General features: G+C 36.2%; 12 protein-coding genes. 4 read left to right on the top strand and 8 right to left on the bottom strand.

All coding sequences use genetic code 11. The features are described from left to right. Positions 1–17: 17 nt before the first annotated feature. The 7 genes from NPX99_RS04265 to NPX99_RS04235 all read right to left on the bottom strand — a co-directional run bounded on the left by NPX99_RS04265 (position 18) and on the right by NPX99_RS04235 (position 9,842). Positions 18–2,903, bottom strand: a complete 2,886-nt coding sequence (locus tag NPX99_RS04265) for an EAL domain-containing protein (RefSeq protein WP_269030664.1) — start codon at positions 2,901–2,903, stop codon at positions 18–20. Positions 2,904–3,343: 440 nt separating this feature from the next. Continuing rightward, entirely contained in the window at positions 3,344–4,618 is a 1,275-nt protein-coding gene (locus NPX99_RS04260) for a M16 family metallopeptidase (protein ID WP_269030663.1), read from the bottom strand. Between the two features lie 83 nt (positions 4,619–4,701). Next, positions 4,702–6,099 carry a threonine synthase gene (thrC, locus tag NPX99_RS04255; protein ID WP_269030662.1) on the bottom strand — a complete coding sequence of 466 codons (1,398 nt, stop codon included), beginning with the start codon at positions 6,097–6,099 and terminating at the stop codon, positions 4,702–4,704. A gap of 618 nt (positions 6,100–6,717) precedes the next feature. Further along, on the bottom strand, positions 6,718–7,077 hold the full coding sequence (locus tag NPX99_RS04250) for a hypothetical protein (RefSeq protein WP_269030661.1): 360 nt from the start codon (positions 7,075–7,077) through the stop codon (positions 6,718–6,720). A gap of 209 nt (positions 7,078–7,286) precedes the next feature. Continuing rightward, the gene (locus tag NPX99_RS04245) at positions 7,287–7,652 is read right to left on the bottom strand and encodes a hypothetical protein (protein WP_269030660.1); all 366 of its coding nucleotides are present in this window, start codon (positions 7,650–7,652) and stop codon (positions 7,287–7,289) included. A 179-nt stretch (positions 7,653–7,831) separates the two neighbouring features. Next, positions 7,832–8,188 (bottom strand): hypothetical protein, encoded by a 357-nt coding sequence (locus NPX99_RS04240; RefSeq protein WP_269030659.1) that lies wholly within the window; start codon positions 8,186–8,188, stop codon positions 7,832–7,834. A 952-nt stretch (positions 8,189–9,140) separates the two neighbouring features. Next, entirely contained in the window at positions 9,141–9,842 is a 702-nt protein-coding gene (locus NPX99_RS04235; RefSeq protein ID WP_269030658.1) for an HAD family hydrolase, read from the bottom strand. A gap of 319 nt (positions 9,843–10,161) precedes the next feature. Here NPX99_RS04235 and NPX99_RS04230 point away from each other — a divergent pair, with 319 nt between their 5' ends. After that, complete coding sequence (locus tag NPX99_RS04230; RefSeq protein ID WP_269030657.1) at positions 10,162–11,298, top strand: site-specific DNA-methyltransferase; 1,137 nt, start codon at positions 10,162–10,164, stop codon at positions 11,296–11,298. 251 nt (positions 11,299–11,549) lie between these two features. Here NPX99_RS04230 and mutY read toward each other — a convergent pair whose 3' ends face one another. Continuing rightward, the gene (gene mutY, locus NPX99_RS04225; RefSeq protein WP_269030656.1) at positions 11,550–12,611 is read right to left on the bottom strand and encodes an A/G-specific adenine glycosylase; all 1,062 of its coding nucleotides are present in this window, start codon (positions 12,609–12,611) and stop codon (positions 11,550–11,552) included. A gap of 204 nt (positions 12,612–12,815) precedes the next feature. Between mutY and NPX99_RS04220 the strand changes: the two genes are divergently transcribed. From NPX99_RS04220 to ppdK, 3 genes are all read left to right on the top strand, one after another. Then, the gene (locus NPX99_RS04220) at positions 12,816–13,316 is read left to right on the top strand and encodes a DUF721 domain-containing protein (RefSeq protein ID WP_269030655.1); all 501 of its coding nucleotides are present in this window, start codon (positions 12,816–12,818) and stop codon (positions 13,314–13,316) included. Between the two features lie 83 nt (positions 13,317–13,399). Further along, positions 13,400–14,056 (top strand): DsbA family protein, encoded by a 657-nt coding sequence (locus NPX99_RS04215; RefSeq protein WP_269030654.1) that lies wholly within the window; start codon positions 13,400–13,402, stop codon positions 14,054–14,056. A 179-nt stretch (positions 14,057–14,235) separates the two neighbouring features. Next, on the top strand, positions 14,236–16,902 hold the full coding sequence (gene ppdK, locus NPX99_RS04210) for a pyruvate, phosphate dikinase (protein ID WP_269030653.1): 2,667 nt from the start codon (positions 14,236–14,238) through the stop codon (positions 16,900–16,902). The last annotated feature ends 371 nt before the right edge of the window (positions 16,903–17,273 follow it).

Here is a 17,273-nt window from a genome sequence, read left to right as displayed (position 1 = left end):
ATATGATGTCCTATTCACTATATTTTGGTTGTATAAGGGAAATGGTTCTGAATGAGAATGATTAATTCTTCGATGGCAATTGGCTTAGTCACAAGAGTACTTTGAACATATTTGCATCCTTCTTGACGGAGGAAGATCGCTTCTTTTTCATTTTCAACGCCTTCTGCGATAATTTGCAAATTAAGGTCCGTTGCCATATTAATAATGGACTTGAGGACAAGCTTTTTCTTGAGAGAGTCTATTGAGATAAGCGAGCGATCCAATTTAACCATGTCGAAAGGATAACGCACGAGATAAGTAAGTGATGAATACCCCGTTCCAAAATTATCGAGTGCAAGATTGATTCCAAGAGCTTTAATTTGCTCAAGAAAGTGTGCTGATTGTTCAGGATTTTTTCTTAAGACAAACTCGGATATTTCTATCATCAAGCCTCCTTTGTTGAGGGGGGTGCGAAGTAAAGCCGAGCGTAGTTGACTGATAAAGCGTGGATGAATCATTTCTGTACTTGGCAAATTCATTGAAATAAAGAAGGATTGTTGAGAAAATTTTTCTTGTATATTTGTAAGATCAATAACAGCATGATCGATAATAAATTGCGCCAAATCCATAACGATTTTTTCATTTTCTACGATCTTAATAAAATCAGAGATATTTAAATTTCCGTATCTTGGATGATGCCATTCTATAATTGTTTCACAACCAATAATATGTCCATCTGATAAGTTAAGGATAGGATGGTAGAGGATTTTTATTTCATGACGTTTTATGGCAGTGTGAATATCTTTCCCCATAGTGTTATGTTCAATGCCTAAGGTGCGAAAATTGGGGCGAAAAGGCTCAATATGGTTACCCCCCATTTGTTTTGCACGTATCATCGCGAGTTCACTGTCATTTAAAATATCTTTAGCGGTGGACCTACTTTCACTCCATGTGACGAGTCCAATTGATGTTGAAAGTGTTATTTTTTTTTCTGTAAGTGAAATAGGTGCTGAGATTGTTTTGTGCAGATGATCAGCAAATGCAGCAATTTTCTGTGGCTCCGTTTCACTGAGTAAAATAATTGCAAAACGATCTGCGGAAAGACGTGATAAGGTATCTTGAAAGTTAATAAGCCGGCTTAAACGGCGTGCTATGATGAGCAGTATAGTATCACCAACAGCTATACCTAATTTGCGATTAATTTGACGAAAATTATCAAAGTCAATCATAAAGACAGTTGGTCTAATTTTGATATTTGCTTTAGCTAAAGAAGCATAGTTTTGTAATCTATCGAAGAAAATTTGTTGGTTAGGGAGACCTGTTAAGCTGTCGTGAATGGCATCATACAATAAGCGTTCTTCGGATTTTTTGTGATTGGTAATATTAACAATGGTGCCAATGACACGTGTAATCTTCCCATCTTTTTGCATAGCCGGGCGTGCGCGAAGAGAAAACCAATGATAATAGCCACCACCAGAAGACAGCCGAAAAATTTGATCGATACGTCCCCTTTTATTTTTAAGAATGATATCCAATATGGACTGAAAGCGCTCACGATCATCGTGGTGCAAGGCTGAAATCCAGTTGCACATAGGACCGTTAAGTTTGTGGCTTTCAATACCAAAAAGAGTTGTCATATTGGGATGTACAACAATGCGGTCACGCTCGACATCCCAGTCCCAAATAATATTTCCAGCACCCTTTGCTGCGAGCACTTGTTGTTCAAGATCGGAAAATATTCCTTCATGGAAAGCATCATTGGAAAAAGTTTGTTGCATGACAGTAAAGCTGATAAGAAGAATAATGAGTACTAATCCCCCTGCTAATGCTGGTTGAATAATATCATTGTTTAAATATCCTGCTATGCAGGCATAAGCTCCAATACACCAGAAACTAATGAGCAACCATGTTGGGATAAGCATAATTGCACGGTCATAGCTACGAATAGAGAGATAACTGATTAAAATGATACCAAGTACAGCGGTGAGTCCAAAAGACATACGGGCAATACCAGCTGCTCTAGTTGGATCATAAATAGCAAATGCCCCTAGTCCACAAAGAGCAATGGTCCATATAATTGCACCATAACTGAAATGATAATGCCAACGATTAAGACAGAGATAGGTAAAAAGGAAAATGAAGAGTGTAGCAGCAAGTGCTACCTCTGTAGCAGCACGCCAGATCGGCTGCGTTGTTAGAGTAATTGCAAAGAATTTATTTAAAAAGTTAAAGTCTATACCAATATAAAAGAGTACTGCCCAAGCGATAGCTGCTGTTGCAGGAAAGAGCCCTGTTCCACGAACGACAAAGAGAACAGTTAACAAGAGTGCCAAAAGACCTGATATACCAAGAAGAATACCATGATAAAGTGTATAAGAATTGATTGCATCTTTATAGGTTTCAGGTTGCCATAAATAGATTTGTGGTAGATTTGCAGAGTTGAGTTCGGCAACAAATGTAATGACAGCACCAGGGTTCAGTGTAATACGAAAGATATCAGAGTTTGCACTAGGTTGACGATCGAGAGAAAAACCTTCACTTGGAGTAATGGATTGAATTCGTGCTGATCCGAGGTCAGGCCAAAGAAATCCTGAATGCGCCATACGATAATGGGGAGCCACGATAAGACGGTCAATTTGTTCATCTGTTGGATTTGCAAGAGAAAATACTGCCCAGTTTCCAGAAAAATTTTCACTTTTTGCCTGGACCTCAATGCGCCATACAATACCATCTGGTCCTGGTGCTGTACTCGTTTGAAATATAGAGTTATTGGTATGGTGAATTTCAATTGCTTTTGAAAGGTTAAGAGCGGCATCTTGAGAAGAAATTTTAACAGGCTCAATTGCCTGTGCTGACGTAAGGTGGATAAAAGAACTGACGATTATAATGAAAACGATATCAATGATTTTACGCAAACTCTTCACAATGTCCCACTCTCAATATTTTAGGATGTTTCAGTTTAATTTAGATTTTCGAGAAAAAACGTCCACCTTTATAATTTGTTCTATACAACAAGCGGTTATTATTTTTTGAAAAGTTATACGATTTTACACAAAAATAAGTTCACCTTTCATTTGCTTCAGTGAGCTTGAAGACAATAGAATCCTATATTTTTGTAGGCAAAATTACACCATGAGTTTTCAAATTTCATAGATATACCTTTGCTTATCAAATACTCTATCACATGAAGCAGGAGTTGGGTAGTTGTGTACAGTACTTTGATAAATATTTCCAAAACTTATTTAGTAAGAAGAACTTTTTTAGTAAATTTTATTATAAAATCTATGTAAGTGATGGTGCTATTGCTTTATAAAAAGATATCTCCAATACACACAAAAACATTTTGGAAAGCCTTTATTTAATCTTATTTCATTTTATATGAAAGAATTGATGTTAAATCATCAAAATTCATGAGCGATCCAACAGAACCGACAGCGGCTAATGTTGGAGTGGAATTGTGAACGAGACGATGGGCTAAATCAGTTAATCTTGCAGGAGTAATGAGATCTAAGCGTTCCATTGTTTCAGATATTGGAATTGGACGACCATAAAGAAGCATTTGGCGAGCAATAAGATGTGCTTGACTAGAAGGATTTTCCTGTGACATTGTAAGGTTAGCGCGATATTGCGCTTGTGCGCGTTGAAGTTCATTAGCGTGAATATTTTTGCTTGCCTTAGAAAGCTCATCAAGAATCACGGGAAGCAGTTCTTTTAGTCCTTTTTGTCCAGTGGCAGCATGAACTCCAAAAAGTCCAGTATCTGAAAACCCCCAATGAAAAGCATAAACAGAATAGCATAATCCACGTTTTTCTCTCACTTCTTGAAAAAGGCGGGAAGACATGCCTCCGCCAAGAATAATTGAAAGAATTTGAGCAGCATAAAAGTCACGTGCGTGATAAGCACGCCCTTCAAAACCAAGAACAACTTGGGTATCCATTAAATCGCGATATTCACGAAAATCGCCACCAACATAATTTGCAAGATTTGTGAGAGGTGCTGTTGCATGGGGACGAAAAGTGCTAAGGCGGCTTTCAACTTCTTGCAGAAAATTTTCATGCTGTACAGCTCCTGCTGCGACCACGATCATACGGTCTGCACTATATTGTTGCTTCATAAAATTGTGGAGGTCAGCAGATGTAAATGATTGAATTGTTTTTGGGGTACCTAAAATAGAGCGTCCAAGCGATTGGTGACGAAAAGCTGTTTCAGTAAAGTGATCAAAAACAATATCATCAGGAACATCACGAACGGCACCAATTTCCTGAACAACCACTTGTTTTTCTCGTTCTAATTCATTTTCATCGAATTTTGAACACATCAAAATATCGGCTAAAATATCAATGGCAAGTGGCATATCATTTTTGAGTACGCGCGCAAAATAAGCCGTTGTTTCAGTGCTGGTCGTAGCATTAATTTCACCACCAACATCTTCAATATCAGCTGCAATTTGAAAGGCTGTACGGTTTTCCGTTCCTTTGAAAGCCATATGTTCGAGAAGATGTGCAATGCCGTGTTGTGAGCAGGTTTCATTGCGAGAGCCAACCTTAACCCATATTCCGAGAGCTACACTCTCAATTTGTTGCATTGTATGTGTGGCGATAGTCAAACCATTACTAAGACGACTGATGTCTACACGCATGTATTTATGACTCCATTAATAAGCCAAATACCTTATTTGTAAGGGTATTGGAATATTGTTGATTTGACTCAATGCAGCTAACTTCAATAAGATGCACATGATTTTAAAGAAATGTAATCTTTTACTATTTTTTCATTATTAGCAAGATTGATAAAATGTTCTTCGCGTTCCATTAAATTGTCTAGACAAGATGGACAGGGGATGTTAAGTCCACAGGCATTTTTTATGGCGTCAGGGAATTTTGCAGGATGCGCAGTGGCAAGGACAATCATTGGAATATGTGGCTGCTTGTTTTCGCGTGCTACTTTAAGAGCAACAGCTGTATGTGGATCAGCAAGATAACCACTTTCTTTATAAATACGGTCAATCATTTGTGCTGTTTCAGTTATACTACTTTTCCCAGCAGAAAAGAGAGAACGAATATTCTTAAGCTGTTTTTCATCAAGATGAAAATATCCTGATTTTCTCAAATTTTCCATTGCATTGCGAATCCATACTGGGTCACGTTCGCCACTTTCGAAGAGCAAGCGTTCAAAATTAGAAGAGATTTGAATATCCATGGACGGTGATGTTGTGTGGGTTATCGGCCGTGTTTCATAAATACCGCTGGTTAATGTGCGTGCGAGAATGTCATTATCATTTGTTGCAATGATCAGCTGTGCAATGGGTAATCCCATACGGGCTGCAACATACCCTGCAAAAATATCACCAAAATTTCCAGTAGGAACAGTAAATGAGACGGATCTATCAGGGGCACCGAGGGAGAGTGCAGATGAAAAATAGTAAACAATTTGCGCCATGATACGCGCCCAGTTTATAGAGTTAACACCTGAAAGCGCTCTTTTTTGTCGAAAATTATGATCGTTAAACATTGCTTTAACGAGAGCTTGGCAATCATCAAAATTTCCGTCAATGGCGATAGCATGAACATTACTGCTTTGATGAGTAGTCATTTGTCGTTGTTGAACAGATGATACATGTCCTTGAGGGAATAAAATAAAAATATCTGCACGCTTTCTTCCAGCGAAGGCTTGTATTGCCGCACCACCAGTATCCCCTGATGTAGCAGCAATGATTGTTGCTCGTTTGTTTTTTTGAGTGAGAACATAATCCATCAATCTAGAAAGAAACTGCATTGCAACATCTTTAAATGCCAAAGTAGGACCGTGAAAAAGTTCAAGGATAAATTCATTTTCTCCAGTTTGTTGTAACGGAAAGATCGCTGGATGATGAAACGTGGCATAAGATTCAGCAATCATATTTTCAAAAGAGGTATATTCGATTTCGTTATTCACAAAAGGCCAAAGAACTGTTTTAGCAATTGTCGTATAGGATTGTCCGCGGAGCGCGCGTAATGTATCGGGTGATAATTGAGGGAATTTTTCTGGAAGATAAAGTCCACCATCATGAGCGAGACCAGTCATGATAGTTTCAGTAAAGCCTAAAGTGGGGGCTTCGCCTCTTGTGCTGATATATTTCATAAGTTTTTCTTTCATTTATTTTCAGTAAACTAATGAAACTCTATATTTCATGTTTTTAAAGAGATTGAAATTATTAAATGAATGAAAGTTTATTCACTTATGCTTGTGAATAATGAAAAATCAATGGCAGAAGAATAAATACTTTTAGCGTTTTTAGATATTTTAATATAACATATTGAATAATAAGAAAATTTTATTTTGTTAAAATTTAACTCTTTTATTTGTTATTTTATAATTTATGTTATTTTCTAAATACTTTGATCATTATACAAGATAATATTTCTCGAAGAGAATTCATTGCGAGTGCTTACTTTTTTCTTCAACCTTGTATAATCAAAAATGCGTATGACAATTAATCTCTGCGAAGTGACAATTATGTTCATGCTGGGGATTTATGAGATAATTTCATGGTATTTCGTACGTAAGCTGTGCATCGGAAGAACTATTTGTTCAGTTTAAATTATCCGTTTTTATTTTATGTTAAGAGGCATTCTATTTATGCTACATAGTATTATGTGTAATGAGAAAAGTCATCCATAAAAAGCATAAAAAAGCCTGCCCAATTCTTTGAGGCAGGCTGGAATTAAAAATGTTTTGGAATTATTTGGTTTTTTAGATTTACTTTTTAGTTTTTCCTATTCCTATCCCGATGAGTCCACTGAAGACAGCCATAAGAAACCCAGTGAAGTAACCAAAAAGCATGGATCCTATAGTCGTAAAAGTTCCTAGTGTAATAGGTTCAAATACTTTCTCAATTTTACCTTCGGTGGTATCTTTATTTTCTGTTCCATGCTTTAAACTTGGAACATAAAGAGTAGCTATATTGATTGCCTTCTTTTTTGCTTGCTCTATGATAGAAACATCTTCTTGTTGTGTATTATTGCTCAAATGGTTTGCATGAACATTTACGACTTGTGAAAGAAAGAAAGCACTTGCTATTAAAATACTTAACATATGATTTTTTAGCACTTTAATCATAATTCTACCTCAAATATTTTTTAGTTTTATCTTTAATGAAGGAATACATTGATAGAGCCGCTCAACACGCTCACTATACGAAATGGAGTGGCTCTTGTTGCTTTTGACAGAATGTACCGCTGTGTATTTTGTTTAAAATAAGAACACATAATACGGCGAGATTCTGATGTGATATTGGAAGATCTTGTTCTTATAAACATTTCAAATGTTTAAGCACGAGATTTGATAAATGATGTTATGCCCTTTATCATCCATGCTAAGAACATACCCACTATAGATGTTGTATATCCAGCTAATACTGAAAGACCAAAAGTTCCCAGTGTAAGAGGCTCTAGAACCTTTTCAACTCTTCCTTCAACGGTAGCCTCATTTTTTGCTCCATCATTTAAATTTGGAGCATAGAGAGCAGCCATATGGGTTACCTTCTTTTTTGCTTGCTCTATGAGAGAAACAGAAACATCTTCTTGTTGTGTATTATTGCTCAAATGATTTGCATGAACATTCACAACTTGTGAAAGAATAAAAACAATCGCTATAAAAATATTTAATATATAATTTTTTAAAATTTTTGTCATAATTTTACCTCAAATACTTTCTACCCTCAATGTGGGTTTATGATTGCATTAGTAAGTGAACATAGAGGATAGTCTGTATTATTTATATTTGTTATTACAGAAATGCTTCACTATGTTTTTTAATATTTTATTAAATTCATAATGAAGCCATTTCTTGTATAGCTTTATATTGAATGGTTTTATTTGAACATTAAGACTATGTCTTTTATCCATCCTATTATTGAGCTTATGAAACTTATTCCATATCCAGCAAATAAAAGCCCAATTCCTAATGTCATGGGTTCAACAACCTTTTCAACTTTTCCTTCAATGCTAGCCCCATTTATCGTTCCGTAACTTACAGCTGGAACATAGGAAGCAGTGGTATTAGTTGCTGTAGATGTTACCGTTGCTACTTGTTCCAATACGTAATCAGTAACATCCTCTTTTTGAGAAATATTTTTCAAATAATTCGCATGAGCACTTACAATTTGTGAAAGAAAAAAAGCAGCTACTATAAAAATATTTAACATATAATTTTTAAACAATTTGACCATAATTTTTTACCTCAAATATTCTATATTTTTATTAATATGTAAGAGATAAATGCATCTGTATATACTTAATAAGCATAATAAAATAAATACATATCGCACCAATAAATTACACAATATGCGCACATATATTTCATTATGAATTTATAGTCAAGAATAAAATATTTACATTATGTATTTTTATAAAAATATATAATGTATTAAATAGATTATATTTTATTTAATAAACTTATTTTCAAAAATTTACTAAAGGTATTTATGTATAGAAAATGGTATCATTTAGTAAAATTCTTATTTTTAATGATTTTGTAAGAGAGAGGCGAGCTATCATGGAAAAAAAGGTTTTCTGTGCTGTTTTGTATTTTATATTTTAAGCTGTTTTTTTGGAATAAGCTCGAGTACATAATATATCTTATGAGTAGAGTTTAGTATTGAATTATAAAAAAATAATTGAGAATAAAAAAATATTAGATTATTAGATATAAAAGAGATTTTATAAGTTTTGTTTTAAAATATTGAGATGATAAAATTGTATATTTCTTTTTATCATTGAGTATAGTGTAATGATTAAAGCTAAAAAATGTAAAAAACTGTTTCAAGAAGTTATTTAATAAAATACTATTTTGTTTGTATTTTATACAGAAGGATATTTGTTATAGATCTTTATAATTTAAATTAAATTTTTATTTCTGTTTAAAATAATATATTTTATTCCTAATTGTATGGATTTTATATTTTTTTATGATACCAAGTGAAGTGTAATAGGTTTTTTATAATAAGTAAATCCAATTGAAAAGAGATAAAGATTTCATAGATTATAACAATACTATATGCTTTAATTGTATATAGCCAATGCTGCTGTGTTTTAACTTATGTAGATATGCTTTACGAGGATAAGCCACCTGAAAAGTGCTCTTTAAGAGAGTTTAAATTGATAAATTTCTAAAAGTTTTTTTTATGATAAATCGCGCCATACAGCCATTGCTTCTAGGACCTCTAGTAAATGAGCGTGTTTAGCGATAACCGTTTCAGCACCAGCTTCTGCCAGGGCATGAGAGTGACCAAGGTAACTATGTGATCCTCCAGTAAAACCGATAACGCGCATGCCTGCTGTTGACGCTGCATGTACGCCATGAAGTGAATCCTCTATCACAATGGTATTTTGGGGTTCTACATGTAATTTTTGTGCGGCAAAAAGAAAAACATCAGGGGCGGGTTTAGTTTTTTTTGTTCCAACTTCTGGGGCAGAAAATATTTTATCTTTATCATTAAAAAGATCATAAAGACCAACGGTAGAGAGCATCTCTTTTATATCTACGCTTTTTGCATTAGAGCAAATACAGTACGGATAACGTGTTTGAATAATCTCTATTGCTTCTTTTATACCATCAATAGCATGTAATTCAGTTGCTATTTGTGCTCGAAAAAGATTTGACATTTGATCTATGAGATGAGCAGAAACTGGTTTTTCTGTTTCCTGTTCAACTTGTTTAAGAATATCGCGAAAAATAAGCCCTGCATAACGTTCACTCAATTCCTCAGGTGAGATTTCATATCCTGTTTGTTTAAGTAATTGAGATCCAATTTTGGCTGCGAGATATTCAGAGTCTACTAAAACGCCATCACAATCAAAAATAACAAGATCTATCTGAGGCATGAGATATTCCTTTATTATATTAAAAACTTTCACGAAAATGCCATTGAGACGATTTTATTGTATAAGAACATGCTTTGAAAGTGATTCTTATACATATGATAAAATAAAGATATGGGAACGATGACTTGAAAGGAAGAAAAATAAGGATTTATCAGGATAGATTTTCTTTACTTTTCCTGAAATAGTAAAAACATCTATTAATTTTGTGGAATTTTAACGATACGTTTACTCTATTTTGTAAATATGGAATGGTAATGCGGGCCTATAAACTATTTTAATTGATTATAGGGCAAATTCAGTCCATTTCGTTGGGTTTTTCATGACAGTTATTCAGCTTCAAAAAGATTTTGTTCATACTCTTTCACGGATACCATGGCGCAATAAAATTTTCAAAGGAGATTGTGTTGCAGTATTGGAAAAACTTCCGAAACATTCAGTTGATGTGATTTTTGCCGATCCTCCTTATAATTTGCAGTTGGATGGTGCTTTGTATCGTCCAGATTATTCGCTTGTTGATGCGGTTGATGATGCATGGGATCAGTTTGAGAGTTTTGCTGCTTATGATGCTTTTACGCGTGCATGGTTGCTTGCTTGTCGTCGTGTGTTGAAACCCAACGGAACGATTTGGGTTATAGGATCTTACCATAATATTTTTCGTGTGGGGACAGCTTTACAAGATTTAGGTTTTTGGATGTTGAATGATATCATTTGGCGTAAGAATAATCCTATGCCTAATTTTCGAGGTCGTCGCTTTCAAAATGCTCATGAAACGCTTATTTGGGCTGTTCGAGATCAAAAGGATAAAAAATATACATTTAATTATGATGCCTTAAAAGCTGCGAATGAAGATCTGCAAATGCGTTCAGATTGGCTTTTTCCTCTGTGTACTGGTGCTGAACGTTTAAAAGATGAGGCAGGGCGTAAATTACATCCAACACAAAAACCAGAAGCTTTATTAGCTCGTATTATTATGGCTTCTAGTAAGCCTGATGATGTCATTCTTGATCCGTTTTTTGGTTCGGGGACGACAGGCGCTGTTGCCAAACTTTTGGGGCGTGATTTTGTGGGTATTGAACGTGAGCAAGACTATATTGATGCAGCATGTGAGAGGATTGCTGCGGTTAAACCTTTAGCTAAACCAGAATTAGCAATTTTGGATAGAAAGAAAACAGAACCGCGTGTAGCATTCAACAGTTTGCTTGAAGCAGGTTTACTTCATCCTGGAGAGGTTCTTTATGATCGTAAGAAGCAAGTATCTGCTATCGTAAGGGCTGATGGTACAGTCATGCATGGTGGTGAAGCTGGTTCTATTCATGCAATGGGACGAAAGGCTCAAGCTTCACAAAGCTGTAACGGTTGGACTTTTTGGTATTATGAAGAAAACGGGCGCTTAAAACCCATAGATGATTTAAGAATGGTCATACGTACACAGATGTTAAAAACTGGTGTTGTATGAAGAACTAAGCTGGCTGCATTACTATTATGTTAGCCAGCTTCAATGTTGCGCACTTAATATTTAGATGTTTTCTATTCACATAATTATCTCTGCTTGTAATGTGCAAGTGAGCATTTTTTTTGATAATCATCATAAAAAGCCGTTGAAATGAAAATCCAATATATTCGAGGTTTCTACTCAAGCTATAAAATATGAATTATCATTATAAATCAATTTTTTATAAAAAAATATTGTGCATTTAACTAAAAAAATTATTTCAATCGAAAAGAATGAGGAATTACCAAGGAAATAGCTTTTTTCATAACTGTAGGGAGTGCTTCTTCGCCAAGATGATGGATATCGCACCACCAGCCATTTTCATGATTCATTTTGTGCGTATTGTTAGTAGTGTAGTAAACGTCGAGTTTTAGAGAAAAGTGGGTAAAAATATGTGTAATTTGTCCTTTGAACTGCCAATTGGCGATAAAGGGGGCATTTTGGAGTCTATTGTCGTTGTTTGTTCCAATATTGTTAGGGATTTGGGTCATTCCACCAAGAAGCTTTTTGCCTTGTCGTTTTTCTAAATAAATTTGTTTGTTTTCATTCAGTACAACAAAAGCAACACCAATTTTTGAAGGGCGTTCTTTTTTAGGAGCTTTGACAGGAAAAGACTCTGTTATTTTCATCTTTGCGGCTCTACACAAGCTTTGAAGAGGGCAGAGATAACAAGATGGTTTACGCGGCGTACAAAGGGTCGCTCCCAAATCCATCATCGCTTGAGCAAAGTCACCAGGGCGATTTAAAGGGGTAATTTTTTGTGTTTTTTCTCTAATTTCAGCTTTGGCTTTTGGCAATATTGAAGCGATAGCAAATAAGCGGGTTACAACACGCTCAACATTACTATCAACGACTGCGACAGGGTGATTAAAAGCAATTGCGGCAATAGCTGCGGCTGTGTAGTCTCCAATACCTGAAAGAGTTCTCAATGTTTTTACAGATTGTGGAAATTGTCCTCCGTAGTTTTCAACAAGCTGCCTAGCACAATTTCTAAGATTGCGTGCTCGTGAATAATAACCAAGTCCAGCCCACGCTTTCATGATATCTTCTTGTGAGGCTTTTGCTAAAGAAGAGAGGTTAGGCCAAAGTTTTAGAAATTTTTGGAAATAAGGCTTTACCGCTTCGACAGTTGTCTGTTGAAGCATGATTTCAGAAAGCCAAACGCGGTAGGGATCAGGGTTGATGCCTTGTTTTTGTTCTTCTGGGGTAATACGCCATGGTAAATGCCGGTGCTTTTGATCGTACCAAGAAAGGAGGCGCGAAGAAATTTCATGCATGATTGTTTTGAACCATAGGAAGATATAAAATGCAAAAGAAAAAAACGCCTATTTTACTTTTTCTCCTTTAATTATGAAAACTTTTGTTAGATGAGAATTGGATTTTGTTGATATGTTCATATTTGATGAGATATGCGGGGGAGTATTTTTGAAATGAAAGAAACCGTTATAATTCAGTATATGACTGAATGATGATCTAGAAAGATGAGCAAACAATTTAAAAAGCGCCATTTTTATTCTCTTTCTGAGACGGTATCCAAAATTCTTGATCCTGTTTTATGTAAACGGACAGGGCTTAATGTCGCACTGATAGAGCATTGGTCACAGATTGTTGGTCATGATATCGGTGAACATACAATGCCGCTTAAAATTATTTGGAAACGGCGTGCTAATCAAGATGAAGTTTTCCAACCAGCAACACTTGTGGTGGCCTGTGAGGGATTTCTTGCTTTAAAATTGATACATGAGACAAATGAATTGCTCCATAGAATTAATGTTTTTTTTGGGTATATTGCTGTGGATCGCATCAAGATTGAACAAAGATCTATATCTGCTTTGAAAAATAATTTGCCAATGAAGGCAGATCCGAGTGAAACAGAGAAAAAATGTATAAAAAAAATGCTTAAAGAGATTGAAGACGAAAGTTTACGTCAATCGCTTTATGAACTTGGTTGTTGCATTTTTGCGGAAAAAAATAATAAATAGAGAAAGGTGTTTTATACGTTTTTTTAGTATATAAAGGAATTGTTAGATTTTTGTCTGTTAATAACAAAAGAAAAGTATTATTTATGATGAGCTGCCGTTCTTTTTTATCTTTTGCAATAATTTTTATCTTAATGGTTTCTGGACTAATTAGTACGACTGTTGCTATCGCTAGCGATATTAAACCAGTTTCAACTGTTGATATGGATGAACTCCTTCAATCAGGCAAGGCTAAGGATAGATTTGAGGGGGAAGAAAATGCACCGGTAACAATTGTTGAATATGCTTCATTGACATGTAGTCATTGTGCGCATTTTTATAATGATGTCCTTCCCAAAATTCGTCAAAAATATATCAAAACGGGAAAAGTAAAACTTATTTTTCGGGATTATGCTTTTGATCCGCGAGCGACAGCGGGTTTTATGTTAGCACGCTGTGTTCCAGAAGATCGTTATTTTCCTATGATAGAAGTTTTATTTCAAAAACAACAGGAGTGGGTCTGGGAGAAAGACGCTCTCACACCATTGAAAAAAATTGGCTTAATGGCTGGTTTTACGGATGAAAGTTTTACTGCTTGCCTGAAAAATCAGTCTATTTTAGATGAAGTGAATGCGTCTTTTAAACGTGGTAAAGAGCTTGGTGTGACAGCAACACCTACCTTCTTTATTAATGGGAACAAGTATGAAGGTGCAATGTCAGTGGAGTCCTTCTTTTCGGTGATTGATAGTTTTCTTAAAAACTAAATCTTCTTTCCAAGAGATGGGTGTTGATTGTGGTCGTTTTTCTTTTGGAAAGATTGATTTTATGCATTTATAAAGCAATATTTTTTAGCCAATTTTGATCGAATATTGTCGAATATTGTTTTGATGATATTAGCTCGGATCAAATGATGTTTCGATGCTGATATGGGAGGATTTGTACTATGAAGAAATGGGTTTACAGTTTTGGGGATGGCCATGCAGAAGGAAGTGCAAGTGAGCGCAATCTTCTTGGTGGTAAAGGAGCTAATTTGGCAGAAATGAGTAATCTTGGTTTGCCTGTTCCTCCAGGGTTTACTCTTACAACAGAGGTTTGTAATTTTTATTACGCACATGGTAAAACATATCCCGAAGAATTACAGGAAGCTGTTAAACAAGCGCTTAAACGCATTAGTGAACAAACGGGACGTGAATTTGGACATGAAAAAAGGCCACTTTTACTCTCTGTTCGTTCAGGTGCAAGGGCTTCTATGCCAGGGATGATGGATACAGTACTTAATCTTGGTATGAATGATGAAGCTGTAAAAGCAATTGCTTTACAAACCAATAATGAACGCTTTGCTTACGACAGTTATCGCCGTTTTATCCAAATGTATTCTAATGTTGTTTTAGGTTTGGATCATACGTCTTTTGAAGAGATTCTTGATGAGGCAAAAGCGCGCAAAGGTTATGCTGTCGATACAGAAATGACAGCAGATGATTGGAAAGATATTATTGTTTCTTATAAGGCATATGTTCAAGAACAGTTATATAAACCTTTTCCGCAAGATCCTGAACAACAGTTGTGGGAGGCTATTGGAGCGGTTTTTTCAAGTTGGATGACAGCACGTGCAATTACTTATCGTCGTTTACATAATATTCCTGAAAGTTGGGGGACGGCAGTTAATGTACAGGCAATGGTATTTGGCAATATGGGTGAGGATTCGGCGACAGGTGTTGCTTTTACACGCAATCCCTCAACAGGAGAAAAAGAACTTTACGGTGAATTTTTAGTTGATGCTCAGGGTGAAGATGTTGTAGCAGGTATTCGCACTCCCCAAAATATCACAGAAAATGCGCGTATTGTTGCGGGTTCAAATAAGCCATCTTTAGAAAAAATTATGCCGGAAGCTTTTTTGAAGCTGTGTCAAATTGCGCAGAAGCTTGAACAGCATTATCGAGATATGCAAGATCTCGAATTCACGATTGAAAAAGGTAAGTTGTGGATGTTGCAGACTCGTTCGGGAAAGCGGACGGCACGTGCTGCTCTAAAAATGGCAATAGAAATGGTTGAGGAGGGTTTGATAAGCCGTGAAGAAGCGGTAATGCGAATAGATGCAAAATCGCTTGACCAGCTTTTACATCCGACACTTGATCCCAAAGCAGCACGTTTTGTTATTGCACGTGGTTTACCTGCTTCTCCAGGAGCGGCGACTGGAGAAATTGTTTTCACGTCAGAAGAGGCAGAAGCTGCGTCAGCAGAGGGGCGCAAAGTTATTTTGGTGCGTGTAGAAACAAGTCCGGAGGATATTCATGGAATGCATGCTGCGCAAGGGATTTTAACAACGCGCGGTGGGATGACAAGTCATGCTGCTGTTGTTGCACGTGGCATGGGAAAGCCGTGTATTTCTGGTGCTGGCAATGTACGGATTGATTATAACACAAACACGATGTTTGCTTCAGGGGAAAATTTTAAAAAGGGTGATGTTATTACGATTGATGGTGGAAGTGGAGAAGTTCTGAAAGGGAAGGTTGCGATGTTGCAGCCGGAGCTTTGTGGAGATTTTGCAAAATTGATGGAGTGGGCTGATGGGATGCGGCGTATAAAAGTTCGCGCTAATGCTGAAACGCCCTCTGATGCACGGATGGGGCGTTCCTTTGGGGCAGAAGGTATTGGACTTTGCCGTACGGAACATATGTTTTTTTCTGGTGAACGTATTATTGCCATGCGTGAAATGATTTTAAGTCATGATGAAAACGGCCGTCGTAAAGCATTGGATAAACTTTTGCCTATGCAGCGCTCCGACTTTAGCAAATTATTTGAAATTATGTGTGGTTTGCCTGTTACTATCCGCTTGCTTGATCCGCCACTCCATGAATTTTTGCCAAAAACGGATGCAGAAATTCTTGATGTTGCCACTGCTATGGGAGTATCGGTCGATGTGCTTTCTGAACGCGCTCAGCAGTTACATGAATTTAATCCTATGCTTGGATTACGAGGATGCCGTTTAGCTATTACATATCCTGAAATTGCAGAAATGCAGGCGCGAGCCATTTTTGAAGCAGCCGCAGAAGCTGATCAAAAATCTGGATCTCCTGTTATGCTTGAAATTATGGTGCCGCTTGTTGCACTGAAATCTGAACTTGATTTTGTTAAAGCGCGTATTGATCAGGTTGCTAATGAGGTGATGAAGGAAAAGGGAAGGAGTATTCAGTACATGGTTGGGACCATGATTGAGCTTCCTAGAGCAGCTCTTCGGGCAGATGAAATTGCTGAGACAGCTGAATTTTTTTCATTTGGAACAAATGATCTGACGCAAACCACTTTTGGAATTTCACGTGATGATGCGGCTCCTTTTTTAGTAACTTATTTTCAGAAAGGACTTTTAGAGCAAGATCCTTTCGTATCAATTGACCGTAATGGAGTAGGAGAGCTTATTTCTATTGCGGCACAGCGTGGTCGTTCACAGCGTGGAAAAATTAAACTGGGCATTTGTGGTGAACACGGGGGCGATCCTGCTTCTATTGCATTATGTGAAGAAAATGATCTGGATTATGTGTCATGTTCTCCTTTTCGGGTGCCAATTGCACGTTTAGCAGCAGCACAGTCGGCTATTGCAAAAAAAGCATAGAGATTTCAAGGCAATTTTCAGTGTGTGGCAACTGTTTTTGCATTGAGGCTATTTATAAGAGGTATATTTACTTTTTGAATTTTTTACCCATACGTTTATTTTTTGTAACTTATAAGAAAACGCTTTTTTTGATTTATGATAAAAGGAGTTGAAATAAGAGAATTTCACTGTACTCAGAGTTTTTTGACTGGCAAGAACGATAGATTTTCTTTGTAAATCAAAATCTTAATTGCAGAACGCAGAAAGAATACATATTTTTTCTTTATTAAAAGAAAAAATTCTAGAATACACTCTAAGTTGTATGCGTGGGAAAAAGGAAGCTATGTCTTTGATGTATTTATGAGAAAAAGCATAAAGCAGAGGAACGCATT

The organism is Bartonella sp. 220B (assembly GCF_026930205.1).
Lineage (GTDB): Bacteria > Pseudomonadota > Alphaproteobacteria > Rhizobiales > Rhizobiaceae > Bartonella.
This window is presented reverse-complemented; position numbering and strand designations above follow the sequence as displayed.

Excerpts from the sequence above, each read along its gene's own strand:
- NPX99_RS04260 (WP_269030663.1), bottom strand. The coding sequence starts at position 4,618 with ATGCGTGTAGACATCAGTCGTCTTAGTAATGGTTTGACTATCGCCACA.
- thrC (WP_269030662.1), bottom strand. The coding sequence starts at position 6,099 with ATGAAATATATCAGCACAAGAGGCGAAGCCCCCACTTTAGGCTTTACT.
- NPX99_RS04250 (WP_269030661.1), bottom strand. The coding sequence starts at position 7,077 with ATGATTAAAGTGCTAAAAAATCATATGTTAAGTATTTTAATAGCAAGT.
- NPX99_RS04245 (WP_269030660.1), bottom strand. The coding sequence starts at position 7,652 with ATGACAAAAATTTTAAAAAATTATATATTAAATATTTTTATAGCGATT.
- NPX99_RS04240 (WP_269030659.1), bottom strand. The coding sequence starts at position 8,188 with ATGGTCAAATTGTTTAAAAATTATATGTTAAATATTTTTATAGTAGCT.
- NPX99_RS04235 (WP_269030658.1), bottom strand. The coding sequence starts at position 9,842 with ATGCCTCAGATAGATCTTGTTATTTTTGATTGTGATGGCGTTTTAGTA.
- NPX99_RS04230 (WP_269030657.1), top strand. The coding sequence starts at position 10,162 with ATGACAGTTATTCAGCTTCAAAAAGATTTTGTTCATACTCTTTCACGG.
- mutY (WP_269030656.1), bottom strand. The coding sequence starts at position 12,611 with ATGCATGAAATTTCTTCGCGCCTCCTTTCTTGGTACGATCAAAAGCAC.
- NPX99_RS04220 (WP_269030655.1), top strand. The coding sequence starts at position 12,816 with ATGAGCAAACAATTTAAAAAGCGCCATTTTTATTCTCTTTCTGAGACG.
- NPX99_RS04215 (WP_269030654.1), top strand. The coding sequence starts at position 13,400 with ATGATGAGCTGCCGTTCTTTTTTATCTTTTGCAATAATTTTTATCTTA.
- ppdK (WP_269030653.1), top strand. The coding sequence starts at position 14,236 with ATGAAGAAATGGGTTTACAGTTTTGGGGATGGCCATGCAGAAGGAAGT.